The sequence below is a fragment of the Alteromonas sp. BMJM2 genome, from assembly GCF_027257845.1.
Classification (GTDB): domain Bacteria; phylum Pseudomonadota; class Gammaproteobacteria; order Enterobacterales; family Alteromonadaceae; genus Alteromonas.
In genome coordinates, this window is the sequence record NZ_JAPVOT010000016.1 from 50,948 (window position 1) to 66,433 (window position 15,486).

Below are 15,486 nucleotides of genomic sequence, written 5' to 3' on the forward strand. Positions count from 1 at the left end.
AATATCGAAAGCTGCCACGCAGTATGTATCAGTGCAGTGTTCAACTTTTATTAATAGGAAAATATTATGTTTACGCGTCGCAACCTTATCACTGCATTACTACTGACTTCTGGTACTTTCAGCGCATCATTAATGGCTAACGACAATGTGTCTGCGCTGCAGTCGCATACCGATTATTTAGTGGCAAGCGCCATTAACGAAGTGAGACAAGAAACTTCAACACGTATTACGTTTGACGTTATGACGGCAAGCCACACCTTCGAGCCTGACGCAGACGAGTCAACGACATTGATTGCGGATATACAAGTTGTGGATATATTGAGTACGCCAATGTCGCAGCTAGCTTCAGAGGATTCACCTGAAGCTTCTGACGATAACGATGCGTAAGGAGACAGTCATGATTGCTGCCAGTACCTTACTGATGTTAGTACTTGGTCCTTTCATTGCTTTCGCAGTTAGCGCTATCGCTTTTTCAACCGCGCGCCTGTTTTTTCAAAAAGGACATTAACCATTTTTGTTCCCCAAGCCTCCCTGGGCTTTTAGCTCCGGTAGAAGATAGACATTACGCAACAGGTATTGGCCCTCCTTAGGGAATCTCCTTAGGGAATAAAGAACCCTAGTGTAAATATTTGCTTTCTATCTTCTTACTGGAGCATTTTTTTATCCAAATATACGTTCCCACCAGCTTTTCTTCTTACCGTCTTTGGCATCGTCTACCGGACGCCCGCTGCAGTCTTGTTCTGGTTCAGGAAGTACATCTAGTATGGCAGGAACACTTAAGCTTCCCGCGCAACCTGCAACGACCACGGCTCCCGTTTTTGCATCAAAGTGCGCAATACCTAAACCTCTGGGGAATCTTCTGGAAAGTGATTTAGGCGCTTGTGACTTCATGTAGTTAACAAACACCGGCAGTGCACCGCCAGCGCCGGTTAAATTAACTGATTGGTTATCATCATTTCCTACCCAAACTGTCACTACATGATTTCTATCAAAACCGCTAAACCAACTGTCGCGATAATCGTCCGTCGTCCCCGTTTTACCCGCCATATTGACGCTGCCAAAGGTGGCCCCTATTCGCTTTGCTGTTCCCTGCGTAGTCACTTTATATAGCGCGTAATTGAGAAGATAAGTCGCCGCTTCATCTACTCGTTGAGAGTAAAACTCCGCTTTCTTCCACAGCAGCGCGTTTTCTGATGTCACTACCGAGGTCACCGTGTGCAGTGGAATATAGCGCCCGCCGTTAGATAAAGTTTGATACATTTGGTTAGTCGCAAATGGCGTTAATTCAAACGCCCCGAGTGTCATTGAAGGCACTTTATCTAGTGGAGTGGTTACCCCAAGGCGCTCTATGGTATCGGCTAGCGTCGTTAAGCCCACCTGCATTCCTAAGTTCACTGTGGGAATGTTGAGTGACTCGGTGAGTCCCTGCAATAATGGCACTTGCCCTCTAAATTCTTTATCGTAGTTTTGTGGCGACCACGGTTTACCGTTTTTACTCTCAAGAGTAATGGGCTTATCTTCTATCGGTGTTGCCAGATTATACTGAGTGGGATCTTCGAGAGCCGTAAGATATACCGCAGGTTTCACTAACGATCCTATAGGGCGCTTGGCGTCTAACGCTCGATTGAACCCTTTGTACGCTGCGTTCTTATCACCGATGATCGCCCTTACTTCACCTGTTGCGCTATCGGTTACCACCATTGCGCCCTGTAGTTCAGCCTTTCTGTCTTTTTGAAGTCCATCTAAGGTAGTGGACAGAGCCCGCTCCGCACGACGCTGTGCAACAATATCAAGGGTAGTAAATACTTTAACCCCTGAATCTCTTAAGCTGGGCTCTGCTAATATTTCGTTCAGCTCTCTTCGCACTTGCTCCATAAACGCAGGGTGCTTTCCACTGGCTAAACTCGCTCCACTGGCCAAACCAAGCGGCATATTTATGTAGCGCTCGTACTCATCGCGATTAATTTCATTCTCATCAAACAACATGCGCAAAACCAAGTCTCTTCGCTCTTTAGTGCGCTGTGCATATTTTCGAGGGTTGTAATAAGACGGCCCTTTGATTATAGCCACTAAGGTCGCAATTTCAGGAACGCTTAATTCATTGGCGGGTCTGTCAAAGTAAAAGTAGCTTGCCAAGCCGAAACCATGCACGGCCATACTGCCGTTTTGGCCTAAAAAGACCTCGTTTAAATAGGCTTCAATTATCTCAGATTTGCTATATCGAGCGTCGATAATCACCGCCATTATTGCTTCTTTCGCTTTTCTAACTAGCGATCGCTCTCGGGTTAAAAACATATTCTTAACTAGCTGTTGCGTTAACGTACTGCCGCCTTGTACGGTTCTTCCGGCGGCGATATTTGCCGCCAAGGCACGCACGATTGAAAGCGGCGCTACCCCGTGGTGATTATAAAAATTACGGTCTTCTACCAACGTCAGAGTTTTAGGTAGTAGTTCTGGAATGGTATCGAGTGACACCAGCATGCGATCTTCACTAGAACCACTTGTCATACGAGTTACTAGCCATGGCTCTAGCCTGATTGTGCCAAACTGACGCTCTTCAGTTTTATCGTAAATTTCAGACACCCTTGCCCCTTCCCAGGTGACAATCAGATGCCTTAGTGGCTCTGCTCCTTCTGGAAACTGAAATGCCCGGCGCTGTACCGTTAACACTCGGTTTTGATAGCTGTATTCACCACTTTTATTGGCAAACGCCACTTTTCGATAGCCTAAAAGGTCTAACTCATCAATTACCTCTGAGGGTGTGATTTCTTCGCCTTTACTCAGGCTTAGCGGACGCGCAAAAATTTGTGCAGGCACTTCCCACTTATTGCCTGAAAAGCCTTTTTTGATTTGTGCATCGAGATAGAATGCGTATGCACCAAGTACCACAAGCGCAACTAATGATAGTCGCCAGAATGCACCGAATACCCAACTCCCTTTGGTTTTTTGCTTTGTGTTTAAATTGCTTTTTCTTGCTGTATTTTTTGCTGTTGAGCTGTTACTTGATTGTCTTTTTGCCACGAGGAAGCGCCATAAAAAGGTAAGCGCGTACCGCTTACCGTCCCTTAAATTTATGCAGTGAACATTACCACTGCACCCTTGATGCAACAACAGCTAAACAACACCTAAATAGCAAGCACCTACTCGAAACCCTGACCTACAGTGGAATTTAGCTCGCACTTTGCAGTCACAATGCGATAGCATGCAAGCAAGTAACAAAGGAAATTTACTATGCGTTCAGTTTTTTCTTCATCTATTTTTCATTCGACAATGCCATTTGTGGCGAGTCGCTCTGCGTTTTCAGCAACACGGATAATTGCATCTGTCTCTTTAGCCGTGTTGTTTACCAGCTTTTCTATTTCATCTGCCAGTGCGAACGAAAACTTTGCGTCCTGCACGGAAGACCTCGAAAGAAAAGCGATGCAACAAGGTGTTAGCCAACAAACCATTGATGCCATATTTCCTACATTGGTACACCAAGATAACGTAATTAAGTATGACAGAAGTCAGCCCGAGTTCGTGCAGACATTTCCAGGTTACTTCAGTAAGCGCGTTACCGAGTGGCGTACGAACAAAGGTAAAGAAATGTACGCGAAGCACAAAACCTTACTGCACAAGTTAAGTGACGAGTATGGCGTGCCGCCACATTATCTGCTGGCATTCTGGGGATTAGAGACAAACTTTGGTAACTATAAAGGCAAGATGCCGGTACTCGATTCACTGGCCACATTAGCCTGCGATAAGCGCCGCAGCACGTATTTTACAAAAGAGTTTTTAGTAGCGGTTAAGCTGTTTGAAAGAGAAAAGCTAGAACGGGAAGAAATGGTAGGCTCTTGGGCAGGCGCCATGGGGCACACTCAGTTTATGCCCTCGGCATATACTCATTACGCCATAGATGGTGATGGCGACGGTCAAATTAACCTATGGGCCAGTGAAGAAGATGCACTGTCTTCTGCTGCTAACTTTCTTGCAAGCTTGGGGTGGGATGCCGGCTTTCGTTGGGGGCGGGAAATTACGCTACCTGAGAACTTTGACTATCGACTTTCTGGCTACAAAAACCGTCAGCCTCTTAGCGAATGGAACGCACTTGGGGTAATGCGAGCAGACGGCGGCGAACTGGGTAATGCAGATACCTCTGCCTATGTCATCGTACCTGCCGGTCACGAAGGGCCTGCATTTATCGCCTATAAAAACTTTAGAGTGATCATGCGTTGGAACAATTCTGAGTTTTACGCCATCGCAGTCGGTGTTTTAGCTGATAAGATCACCGGAGCCTCAGGCATAAAAGCCACATTGCCAGACCTTCCTGCTTACAGCCGAAAGGACATCATTGCGCTACAAAGCAAGCTCAATACTCTGGGCTTCGATGTAGGTAAGCCCGACGGAATTATAGGTCCCGCCACCCGCGAAGGTATTCGCAATTATCAAATAGCGAATAGTATGATTGCTGATGGGTTTCCAGGGCTAGACGTAATGAGCGCTCTTGATGTCACGCTTGATAAGCACTCTTGATTTGTACAGATGATAAATTAGACAGCATAAACGCTAGTAGCCATCGGTACTATTTTGAAATAGCCAGTATTTCGGGTTAACCAATACCTCGGATTAACCCGTATTTTGCATTTACCATGGCTGCTCAGTTCTATTTATAATGCGTGTTATCTCAGCCTCACCTCAACACGATAGGCTCGATTGTCAGTGATTACTGAGGCGCAGCTAAGTTAATGTCTTCAGGCGGGTTTTCTTTAAGCGCATTAAGCGCTGGGTACCATTGGGCAAAATCTCCCATATTAAGTACATCCGTCAGCGCCTCATCAAAATTTTCGCACGCCAAGCGGCGGGCGAGATAAAACACTTGAGATGCTAATAGCCCTTCTGCTTCTTTTGCCTCTACTGAATCGTCTGGCTCTTCCGACGGTTCTGCACCCTTACGAGGGCGCAAAGTACTCGCCACCTCACATGACGCCGAAAGAATATCTTCCACCAATCGCTCCTCTATGCCCCATACGGTAAGAAGATAGTAGGTGATAAGTGCACTAATGGGCTTCGTTGATGACTGCAGCCCCACATCATTTGCCGTTTCAGGCGCATCCACCAAATACAGTTCGCCAATAGAAGCAAGTAAACACATCGAAAATGAATACTCTGCCTGCTCTCGCGAAAAGCCTCGCAACTGCATCAGTCGAGTTGCAATATAGGCAGACGAAAGTGCACTTACCACGACATCTCGGTGCATTTTGCTGTCAATGCTATAGGTTTGACTCAAGCTAGAGGCAACCGCTATAGATGCAATAGTATTCAGACCCAGTCGTTTCACTGCCTTATCTACAGAGGAGACCTGTCCGCGAAACCCAAGAAAAGGAGAGTTTGCGGCTTGAAGTACATTTGCCACCAGCGTTGGATCTTTTCCTACTACCCTGGCCACTTCATCAAGTTCGGCGTCCTTACACTTAAGAAGCTTGTTTAACTTTTGATAGGTTTCATTAAGTACGGGCAACCCTTTTAACCTTCCAAGGGCCTGCCTTAGTGAATGCGTTAAGGGAAGTGCTTTTATGCGCATCACTCGATTAAGTACGTCGCTAATATCGTCGTGTTCAAAGGGTTTCGAAATGAAAATATGCACGTTTGAGGCGACTATCTCCTTCATATCAACCCGAGTGTCACCGGTCATTAATAGACGAATAGCCTCTGGGTTGTGAGTTCTGCACTCAAGCAAAACGTCGTCACCTCGTGTGCCTGGCATAAGTCTATCGCACATAACGAGGTCTGGTTTTATTTCACCCTGCTGTAGTTTATCAAGGGCTTCTTTTGGGGAATCAAAGAGGTGGACTGACCATGAGGGCGCTAATCGTCTCAGCGCTCTTTTCAACGATTTAAGGATCAGCTCTTCATCATCAACAATGACAACCTGATTACTCGACATCCTATCTCCTCAGATTAAATAGGGCTGTTGTGCCAGCACTTTCAACAAGGGCTCTTCTGCGAGCGGCTTACTATAAAGATAGCCCTGCAATTCTTCACACCCCATATCCCGTAAACACAACGCGTGCTGAGATACTTCTATACCTTCGGCAACCACTTTCATGCCAATTGACTGGGCCATTGACACTAAATTTTTTACCACGTTGTAGCACTTTTCTTCACTATCTACACCGGCAATTAAACTCCGATCTATCTTAACCACTTGAGCCGGCAAATTAAGAAGGTAATTGATAGCAGTATGTCCGGTACCAAAATCGTCAATGGCAACATCAATACCTAACTTTTCTAACCTCTTAAGCTGTTTACAGCAGCCATCGAAGTCTTCGATAGCGGCTGACTCCGTTATTTCCACACACAAATTTTCTGGAACTAGGTTTCCCTCAGCTATTAAGGCCTTTACAACATCGACAAATTTATCATCGTGTAACTGCTTTGGCGATACATTGAAAGCAAGCTTAAACCCATCTAGCAAAGTAAATGCTTGCCATCGTATTTGAAACCGTGCCGTTTCTCTTAACACCCATTCGCCGATCTCTTGAATAAAATCTCCCTCTTCGGCGACTGGAATAAAAATCTCTGGTGATACTGAGCCGTAACCCTCACTCTTCCAGCGCAGTAAACTTTCTAACCCGACAATTCTTCCCGTTTTTGCGCATACTTTTGGCTGGTAAACTAAACTAAATTCATCTTCAAAAATGGCAGACTTTAGTCGTTCTAGTAGCTCGCTATTTTGACTGGAGTGAGCCTGTGAACCGTTAGCAGTAGACGAGGTTATTACAGAAAAATCCTTTGACTCATTGGGGTCCTGCTTTTGCAGTTGATTGTTCATTACACTAAGAAGGTGGTTTTTATGCCGCTTTTCAACACCGATACTCACTTCATCGAGCAAACGTTTATTGTTCCACGGCTTGCGCAAGAAGCGCTCTGCCACATCATCGTTCATGCACTCTATAACGTCATCAATGTCGGCATCACCGCTTAATATAAAATGACAGGCAAAAGGTTGATGGGGGCGAGACTTGCGTAAAAAAGCGACACCGTTCATTTCTGGCATACGGTAGTCAGCAATAATGACATCGAAAGATTGAGCTTTAACCTTAGCTAAGGCATCTTTCGGGCAAGAGGACATAACGACTTGGTAACCCGCATACGTTAGTACGCGACTTAATGCGCGAAGCACGCTGGTTTCATCGTCTACGAGCAAAATCTTTGAATGCAGCTCAGGCTTCATTGTCTACTCATCGCCTTACTGTTGCCCCTTAACAATGCCAACTAACCAAATGAATGTTGATTCACACAACGTGGATAGCATTTAGGCCATTCACATTGGGTCAACACGCTTTCAATACGTATTACGTATAAAATGCCAAGTATAGCTAAATATGCGCTATGTATATTCCATTGCTTATTTTATCATCTAAAAAAACAAGCGCACCATAGATTAATATAGTACATTTATGACACTTGCGACAAAAAATGAAAAAATACGCTCGGAAAGGTTATTTCAAGGAATAAATATTCAAGAAACAACGCAAAAACGAACAGCTAATAACCAGATTAAAGGACACACTAAGTGCTTAGGGTGAATGCTAACTTGAAAAGGTATGCAGTAACATACAACTTTCGTAGATGAAAGTTTCGTCGGTGAAAGAGTTGTGCATAGAACAGCACGACCTCTCTATAAATGCTTTTTAGTTTTCGTTGTCGGCTTTGATATAGCGGGGTTGTCTGGCCAAAAATGTTTAGGGTAGCGTCCCTTCATCTCTTTTTGAATTTCCTTATAACTTCCCTCCCAAAATGTACCGAGATCGCTGGTGGTTTGAAGCGGCCGTCCGGCAGGAGAAAGTAATTCGCACACCACTGTTATGCGGCCATTGCCAATAACAATAGGAGCAGAGTGAGAATACATTTCCGTTAACTTAACGGACAGCACTACATCGCCGCTATCTCGATAGTCTAGGGCAGCTTCTCGCCCGGTAGGAATGCGTATCGTCATAGGCAAGAGTGTCGCAAGAGCATCTTGCTGGGGCCAAGTTAGTCCATTATTAAGCGCCGTTCTCCAAGGCAGTTTATGCAACATTTTTAACGATGAACATCGCGCTAAATGACCGGTAAGCCCCTCTTTGGCTTGGTGCACAACATCATTTAACGATTTAGGCCACGGTGCGTCTTCACCAAAGGACTGCGGCTGAGGTAACTCGTACTGTGCAGCTAATTTAACTCGGCGCCACCACTGCCAGTCACCTTCAGACAATGGCCATTCTTTAAGCACAAGGGATTCAAGGTAGCCTAACCAAGCTTCAACAGTAGCCTGCTCCCAATATGCACTATCTTTTGAGCGCGTATCTTTAGAGACCGGCGTAGTGTCTAAATCGATATCATAAAACCCGGTTATGGTGCGCGCTTCCATTAAACCGCTGACACGATTTAATCTGATGCGCTGCTGTTGATTGAACGCATGTGGAAATATGCCTCGTAGCAGTGACTCTGAAATAGGCTGAGCCTGACGAATTTTTACCGTATTTTCAATATGCTGCCCATGTAGCACAGCCAACCACTGAGGCGGGGCTTTCGATGACAAACCGCTAACTTGCGCCCCCTTTCCACTTGCTAGCTTATAGTCTTGAATAATATGGCCAAACCCATCTGCTTTTCTTGTGCTTTGGTGCGATGCAGATTTCGCTTCTCGTAAAAATGCCACCTGCAGTGGATACGCAATAGCTATACACAAACCAATAGCGTCATCGTCTAGTGCCGAGATGGATAAACTATTACTTTCTATTCCAACAAAGCGCGCATAACGCTTTGCTTGCGAAGTTATTTGTGTCCGTTCTGCTGCACTCAATGTACGAAGCAGTTCACTCACCAGCGGTGTATTTTGCACGAGAGTTCCGCTCTCACTCAACGCCACCACAAAAGGAGCTGCTGCCTGCATTGCCTCTTTTAGTGAGCCTGTTGCCGAATTTTTGAAGAAGCCCTGCATGGATTTATCAAGAGGCGTAATTGTGTTCTGACAAACCAAAAGGAGATTGGCAAGATGTGGCTGGCAAGGTAACTCTGCGACCTTTTTTCCGTAAGCTGTAATCGACAGGCCCTCGTCAATACAGTGAATGCGCTGCAGTTTTTTCTGAGCAATAGCTTCTTGAGTGGCAGTGGGCGGCGTAAGTAACGCTAACTCGTTCGGCTTACTTCCCCATGCGTAGGTGTCGAGCAAGAAGCTGCTAATATCTTCTCTTTCAATCTGTGCTGCACTGTGATGCGCAAGGCGTTCAAAACTTTCTTGACTGCACAGGCGATAACACACTCCCTCACTGACTCTTCCCGCTCGTCCTGCTCTTTGTGTGGCTGAGGCTTGGGAAATTCTCTGCATTGTGATTTGTGTCATATCACTTGCCGGGTGGTACTGTGCACTATTTTCCCAAAGACTATCAATTACCACTTTAACCCCTTCAATGGTTAAACTGGTTTCAGCAATATTGGTCGCTAAAATAATTTTTCTTCGGCCCTCATTATCTGCTACTAACGCTTGCTGCTGCGCACTTTTCCCCAACGCGCCATATAACGGGTACACCGCTATATCTTGACTTTGACTGAAAGAATTAAGCTCTCGCTCAACAGCATTTATCGTTGCGCGACTTGGCAAAAATACCAGCACATCACCGTCGTGACGTGTTACGGCATTTTTAACCACCTGCGTGGTATTCACCACAATGTCTTTTGCAAAGGTATCTTTGTAATAGAAAATCTCAACGGGGTAGGCCCGCCCCTGAGTATTCAGGTGACTGATAGGCAATGCACTGTGCTTTTCAAGTAAGCGGCTAAGGGGCTCTAAGGCAAGCGTGGCTGACATAACAAGAATACGTAAATCATCGCGAAGCCCCGCTTGCACTTCTAGCGCAAGTGCCAAGCCGAAGTCGCTGTGAATACTGCGCTCGTGAAACTCATCGAAGATAATTGCGCTGACGCCTGTTAACTCAGGATCGTTTTGAATTATTCGTGTCAGTATGCCCTCAGTAATTAATTCAATACGAGTTTGTGCACTAACCTTACTTTCACCCCGTATTCTATAGCCTATGGTTTGCCCCACCGACTCACCAAGTTGCTTGGCTAAATAGTCTGCTAAATTCCTTACCACCACTCTTCTTGGCTGCATCAACAATATTTTGCCATCAAGAGCTGTATTTAACAGTGACAGAGGCAGTACCGTGGATTTTCCCGCGCCAGGGGGCGCACCAATCACGACATTATTGGTAGCAATCTCTTTGGCTAACCCGTCGACTAGAGAAAAGGCGGGTAAATGGGATAAGTTATCTAACATAAGGACGTTCGTTCAAGGTAATGACCTAAGGTAATAAACTAGGGTAATGATCTAGGATGATAAATGAGAGCAATTCGTTGAGGGCATATTACAGCATTCATCACTATCTGCTAGCGTCGTATACTGTCTCAAATACTGATCTGGATTTATCCTAATTGCATAGCGATTAGGGCATGTTGAATATAAAAGCTCAAAGGATAAAGAATGCGTTGTTTTATAGGTTTAGATTTAAGTGCGTCAGAAAAGCTCGCTTTAGATAGCTGGCGGCAGCAGTCAATGCCCGAAGTATTGCCTCGGCACATGACAAAAAGCATGGTAAGAAGCAACGACGCAGGCACAGATACCGGTATACGCAATAAAAATAAAGGCAAGACACAGAGTAAAAAAACAAAAAACAGTATTAACAATAATGAGCCGGGGGTGCCTTACGCTGTTCCTGCAGCCAATTATCATATGACACTTTGCTTTTTAGGCGATATCGATCATCGCCAACATGAAGCCCTTATGGCTGAGCTAGATGCGCTTACCGCTGAACCCTTTACGCTCACACTCGATGAGACTGGTATATGGAACGGCCCTAAAATATTATTTAGCGCCCCAAGTTCGCCGCCCAATGAGCTTATGAACTTAGCAAAACTGACACGAAAGAGTGCAAGAAGCGCCGGTATTGAAGTAGAGGGAAAAGAGTATAAGCCTCACATCACTATGGTGAGAAAAGCAACATCTACATTACCTCTGCCACTTTTTGCTCCAAGTATTGATGTACAGGCCAGTGCGTTTCATTTGTTCGAGTCTGTATCTACGCCTCAAGGTGTGACCTATCCCATACGCGACTCTTGGTCACTCGAGCACAATATTTCAATTAGAGAAAAACTGAGAAGGGGTATTACAGATTGACGCCATAAAGCTACCTTGGCGATGTCTGCACATCGGGTAGTGTAAAGAGACAGCGCTAAGCCCTTTACATCCCTACCATTGACAGGTAAAAAGGTGTGACGATTTTCGAACCTGCCTATATTCATGCAACAAACCTATAAATTAGTTATTGATTGCCCAGACCAAGTTGGTCTGGTCGCAAATGTGTCTCAGTTTTTAGCCGACCACAATGCCACCATTGTGGAAGCAAGCCATCATACCGACCTGCAAACCGGTCGCTTTTTTATGCGCCACGAAATAGGCGCGAGCTCTTTAACGCTCAATGCAGAAAGCTTCGTTGAAGAATTTACGCCCTTAGCAAATGAATACCAGATGAATTGGAAGTTTACCGACTCATCGAAAAAGCAACGAGTAGCGCTACTAGGCAGTTTGGAATCTCACTGTTTAGTTGATTTACTGCACCGCTGGCATACGGGTGAACTGCATTGTGACATTCCGGTTATCATTGGTAACCACCCGCAAATGAAACAATTTGCCGACTGGTACAAAGTGCCTTTTCATTGGGTTGATTTTAAAGCGCTTGGCAAAGAGGCTGCGTTTGCTCAAATATCCACGCTGCTTAACGAATACGCCATCGACTTGACTGTGCTTGCGCGCTTTATGCAAATTCTGCCAGATAGCCTGTGTCAGCAGTTACAAGGCAAGGCGATAAATATTCACCATAGCTTTTTGCCTAGTTTTGCTGGGGCAAAACCCTATCAGCAGGCCTACGATCGCGGCGTAAAGCTGATTGGTGCCACCTGCCACTATGTGACGAAAGACCTTGATGAAGGCCCTATTATTGAGCAAAGCGTGAAACGCATCAGTCACAGCGACAGCGCCAATGACATGGTACGCAAAGGAAAGGACTGCGAAGTAACGGCATTAGCGCATGGGGTTCGATACCACTTAGAAGACAGGGTTATTATTCACCGTAATAAAACAGTGGTTTTTGCGTAAGCCAATGCAATTCAGAAACAGTCGCGTGAAAGGCGCTCGCTTAATCTCTACCACTGCGAATAAGCACTGCCAACAAGCAGCGCCGACAAAGAATCACTCGTAGAAAGGGCTTTTAAATAAGCTCTTTTTTATACCGGGCTTACGCGCATGGCGCGTCTAAGCTTCATGTAATACCACAGATTTGATACCGCAAAGAGTGCTTCTGTGATTGCGAGTCCCCATGTTTGGGTAACAATGCCGTACAAGGTGAAGTTAATAGACCCCACTATCATACATATTCTCAAACCGGCTTCTTTGCAGTGTAGCTCACCAAACCGGTATGCCATAAACGTAAACACGGGCATGGTTTCAATAAAGGACGTTCTACCCGTTAGGTTATTTACAGTAAGCACGAGGCACATCATGCCTATCAAAGTTACGTAAGTAGCAATGGGAGACAGTAGCTTTTGCCTAATCAATCGATAGCTGGTGCTGAGTCCGGCCACCGTAATAACAATAGCACCTCCCCACGCCTGTTCAAACACCAATAAAGATCCAATGGCCACGCATAATCCTAGGTTTAATAGGAGCAATTTACGTTCGGTGTTAGACCAGAAAGACCCCAGTGCGAAAGCCACTGGAAAGGCATGCAATAAAAATTCAAACATCGCGCTTCACTTAAAAAACAGGGGGTAAAAAGGCGCTACGAAACATAGCGATATGGAACGAGCGCAGTGTAATTTTTAAGGTTAAAAATGCAATCAAAATTTAATCAATTTCGATGAACTGCATACGAGTTAGACGCGTTGGTGTATACGCCCTCCATTGACAAGCGTAAATCACAACAGTGAAGGTCTGTTAACCTACTATTACGGTAAAGAGCATTTAACTTATATTTACATTGCCTTAGTATGTGACTACGTCAAAATACCTCGCCAATAAAGAGGTATAAAATCATAACAAAAGACAGGAAAGCTCATGAGAAACTTTAAGTCGTCACTCACTGCAATGGCTGTTGTCGTTGCGCTAAGTGCATGCTCAGAACAAAAAGTTGCTGAAACCTCAGTTGCGCCAGTACCTGAAACAGCGGCAATGGATGCATCGAGTACCGCACAGTTTGACAACGTATTGCTGCAAGAATTTCAAGGCCCCTACGGCGGTGTACCGGCGTTCGACAAAATGTCATTGGAAGATTTAAAACCGGCCCTTGAAAAAGCGATGGCATTAAACTTAGAAGAAATTGAAGCGATTGCCAATAATGACGCACCGCCAACCTTCGACAATGTGATTGTGGAAATGGAACGTGCTGGCGCAGAACTAGGCCGCGTATTTACCTACTACGGCATTTGGAGCGCGAATAAATCAAGCCCAGAATTCCGCGAAATTCAGGCAGAAATGTCCCCTATCTTGTCTTCATTTTTTACCAAAATCACGCAAAACGAAAAACTGTTTGCTCGTGTAAAAGCGGTTTACGAATCTGACGAATTATCGTCGCTTACTGCTGAAGAACAGCGCATTGCGTGGATGACTTACAACAGCTTTGCACGCAACGGTGCAACGCTAGATAGCGAAAGCAAAAAGCGTTACGCACAAATTAATAAAGAGCTAGCCACACTGCACACAAAGTTCTCTAGCAACGTACTTGCTGATGAAGAAAATTATGTGACTTACATCACAGAAGACCAGCTAGATGGCCTGCCAGCATCATTTGTGAAAGCAGCAAAAGCCGCTGCCTCGTCTCGAGGCGAAGAAGATAAGTACGCCATTACTAATAGCCGCTCTTCTATGGATCCGTTCCTCACCTATTCTACAAACCGTGAGCTACGCGAACAGGTATGGCGTACCTATTATAACCGTGGTGATAACGCAGATGATTTCGATAACAATAAAATCATCAAGCGAATATTAACGCTGCGTGACGAACGTGTTGAGCTGCTTGGGTATGAAAACTATGCCCAGTGGCGTTTAGAAGATCGTATGGCGAAAAACCCAGAAAATGCCATGGAACTAATGATGAAAGTATGGCCAGCGGCAATTGCCCGGGTTGAAGAAGAAGTTGCCGACATGCAGGCAGTTGCAGAGGCGGAAGGCGCAGATATTACTATTAAGCCTTGGGACTACCGTTTTTATGCAGAAAAAGTACGCAAAGATAAGTACGACTTAGATTCAAACGAAGTGAAACAGTACCTACAGCTTGATAAGCTTCGCGAAGCGATGTTTTACGTCGCCGGTCGTTTATTTAACTTTAACTTCACGCCGGTAGAAGAAGGAAAAGTTCCTGTATTCCACGAAGACGTCAAGGTTTGGGAAGTAACAGATAAAGACAGCGGTGAACACATTGGCCTTTGGTACCTTGACCCATTCTCTCGCAAAGGTAAGCGTTCGGGTGCATGGGCAACAACGTATCGCTCGTATACCACGTTTGACGGTAAGAAAACGGTGTTATCTTCAAACAACTCTAACTTTGTAAAGGGTGCTGAGGGCGAAGCGACGCTAATTTCTTGGGATGATGCAGAAACGTATTTCCACGAGTTTGGTCATGCCCTTCACTTCCTATCTGCTGACGTTAAGTATCCGTCTTCGCACTCTGGCGTTCGCGATTACACCGAGTTTCAATCTCAGTTGCTAGAGCGCTGGTTAACTACCGATGAGGTGATTAACCAGTTCTTAGTGCACCACGAAACAGGTGAGCCAATTCCAGCCTCACTTGTTGAGAAGATTAAAAAGGCATCAACGTTCAATGAAGGCTTTAAGACGACAGAGTATATGGCGTCAGCAATCATGGACTTGAAATACCACACCACCAACCCTGAAGATATCGACCCTGATGCGTTTGAGCGTGAAGAGCTAACTAAGCTCGATATGCCTGAAGAGATTGTGATGCGTCACCGTTCTCCGCACTTTGGTCATGTATTCTCAGGTGAAGGTTACGCCGCTGCATACTACGGTTACATGTGGGCAGAAGTACTGACTGCCGATGCAGCCGAAGCCTTTATGGAAGCCCCTGGCGGTTTTTACGATAAGGAAGTTGGCGATCGCTTGGTGAAATACCTATTCTCTGTTCGCAATGCTATGGACCCAGCAGAAGCGTATCGCAAATTCCGTGGACGTGATGCAGAAGTAGATGCACTAATGCGTGATAGAGGATTCCCAATCCCGAAATCAAACGACGAGTAAACACCCTGTTTACATCAGTCACTTTTTAGTAACAAGGCCGCCATAAATTGGCGGCTTTTTTCATTGACCCTTCAGTCAGTTATGCCGCACAATCTTAAATGAACTGCTGTTTATAAATACCATTAACTTTGACACACATTGGCCGATACACTTAT

General features: G+C 45.3%; 10 protein-coding genes. 5 read left to right on the forward strand and 5 right to left on the reverse strand.

Annotated features, from left to right (window positions below; genetic code table 11):
* Window positions 1–66 precede the first annotated feature (66 nt).
* Window positions 67–387, forward strand: a complete 321-nt coding sequence (locus O9X84_RS15230; protein WP_269520554.1) for a hypothetical protein — start codon at window positions 67–69, stop codon at window positions 385–387.
* 273 nt (window positions 388–660) lie between these two features.
* On the opposite strand, the gene mrcB is transcribed toward O9X84_RS15230, so the two are convergent.
* Entirely contained in the window at window positions 661–3,021 is a 2,361-nt protein-coding gene (gene mrcB, locus O9X84_RS15235) for a penicillin-binding protein 1B (protein ID WP_269520555.1), read from the reverse strand.
* A 249-nt stretch (window positions 3,022–3,270) separates the two neighbouring features.
* Here mrcB and O9X84_RS15240 point away from each other — a divergent pair, with 249 nt between their 5' ends.
* Window positions 3,271–4,512 carry a lytic murein transglycosylase gene (locus O9X84_RS15240; protein ID WP_269520574.1) on the forward strand — a complete coding sequence of 414 codons (1,242 nt, stop codon included), beginning with the start codon at window positions 3,271–3,273 and terminating at the stop codon, window positions 4,510–4,512.
* A 190-nt stretch (window positions 4,513–4,702) separates the two neighbouring features.
* Here the strand turns inward: O9X84_RS15240 and O9X84_RS15245 are convergent, their stop codons facing one another.
* From O9X84_RS15245 to hrpB, 3 genes are all read right to left on the reverse strand, one after another.
* The gene (locus O9X84_RS15245; RefSeq protein WP_269520556.1) at window positions 4,703–5,923 is read right to left on the reverse strand and encodes an HDOD domain-containing protein; all 1,221 of its coding nucleotides are present in this window, start codon (window positions 5,921–5,923) and stop codon (window positions 4,703–4,705) included.
* Between the two features lie 9 nt (window positions 5,924–5,932).
* On the reverse strand, window positions 5,933–7,213 hold the full coding sequence (locus O9X84_RS15250) for a GGDEF/EAL domain-containing response regulator (protein WP_269520557.1): 1,281 nt from the start codon (window positions 7,211–7,213) through the stop codon (window positions 5,933–5,935).
* Between the two features lie 447 nt (window positions 7,214–7,660).
* Window positions 7,661–10,300, reverse strand: coding sequence for an ATP-dependent helicase HrpB (hrpB, locus tag O9X84_RS15255; RefSeq protein ID WP_269520558.1), 2,640 nt, complete (start codon window positions 10,298–10,300; stop codon window positions 7,661–7,663).
* A 204-nt stretch (window positions 10,301–10,504) separates the two neighbouring features.
* On the opposite strand from hrpB, the gene thpR reads away from it, so the two are divergent.
* A complete protein-coding gene (gene thpR, locus O9X84_RS15260; protein ID WP_269520559.1) occupies window positions 10,505–11,197 on the forward strand; it encodes an RNA 2',3'-cyclic phosphodiesterase in 693 nt (230 codons plus the stop codon).
* A 123-nt stretch (window positions 11,198–11,320) separates the two neighbouring features.
* Entirely contained in the window at window positions 11,321–12,175 is an 855-nt protein-coding gene (gene purU / locus O9X84_RS15265) for a formyltetrahydrofolate deformylase (protein WP_032095157.1), read from the forward strand.
* Between the two features lie 128 nt (window positions 12,176–12,303).
* Here the strand turns inward: purU and O9X84_RS15270 are convergent, their stop codons facing one another.
* On the reverse strand, window positions 12,304–12,822 hold the full coding sequence (locus tag O9X84_RS15270) for a YgjV family protein (protein ID WP_269520560.1): 519 nt from the start codon (window positions 12,820–12,822) through the stop codon (window positions 12,304–12,306).
* A 310-nt stretch (window positions 12,823–13,132) separates the two neighbouring features.
* Here O9X84_RS15270 and O9X84_RS15275 point away from each other — a divergent pair, with 310 nt between their 5' ends.
* A complete protein-coding gene (locus O9X84_RS15275) occupies window positions 13,133–15,331 on the forward strand; it encodes a M3 family metallopeptidase (RefSeq protein ID WP_269520561.1) in 2,199 nt (732 codons plus the stop codon).
* Window positions 15,332–15,486 lie beyond the last annotated feature (155 nt).

What these genes read in the sequence shown, in the direction of transcription:
- O9X84_RS15230 (WP_269520554.1), top strand. Translation starts at nt 67, where the DNA reads ATGTTTACGCGTCGCAACCTTATCACTGCATTACTACTGACTTCTGGT.
- O9X84_RS15240 (WP_269520574.1), top strand. Translation starts at nt 3,271, where the DNA reads ATGCCATTTGTGGCGAGTCGCTCTGCGTTTTCAGCAACACGGATAATT.
- O9X84_RS15245 (WP_269520556.1), bottom strand. Translation starts at nt 5,923, where the DNA reads ATGTCGAGTAATCAGGTTGTCATTGTTGATGATGAAGAGCTGATCCTT.
- O9X84_RS15250 (WP_269520557.1), bottom strand. Translation starts at nt 7,213, where the DNA reads ATGAAGCCTGAGCTGCATTCAAAGATTTTGCTCGTAGACGATGAAACC.
- hrpB (WP_269520558.1), bottom strand. Translation starts at nt 10,300, where the DNA reads ATGTTAGATAACTTATCCCATTTACCCGCCTTTTCTCTAGTCGACGGG.
- thpR (WP_269520559.1), top strand. Translation starts at nt 10,505, where the DNA reads ATGCGTTGTTTTATAGGTTTAGATTTAAGTGCGTCAGAAAAGCTCGCT.
- purU (WP_032095157.1), top strand. Translation starts at nt 11,321, where the DNA reads ATGCAACAAACCTATAAATTAGTTATTGATTGCCCAGACCAAGTTGGT.
- O9X84_RS15270 (WP_269520560.1), bottom strand. Translation starts at nt 12,822, where the DNA reads ATGTTTGAATTTTTATTGCATGCCTTTCCAGTGGCTTTCGCACTGGGG.
- O9X84_RS15275 (WP_269520561.1), top strand. Translation starts at nt 13,133, where the DNA reads ATGAGAAACTTTAAGTCGTCACTCACTGCAATGGCTGTTGTCGTTGCG.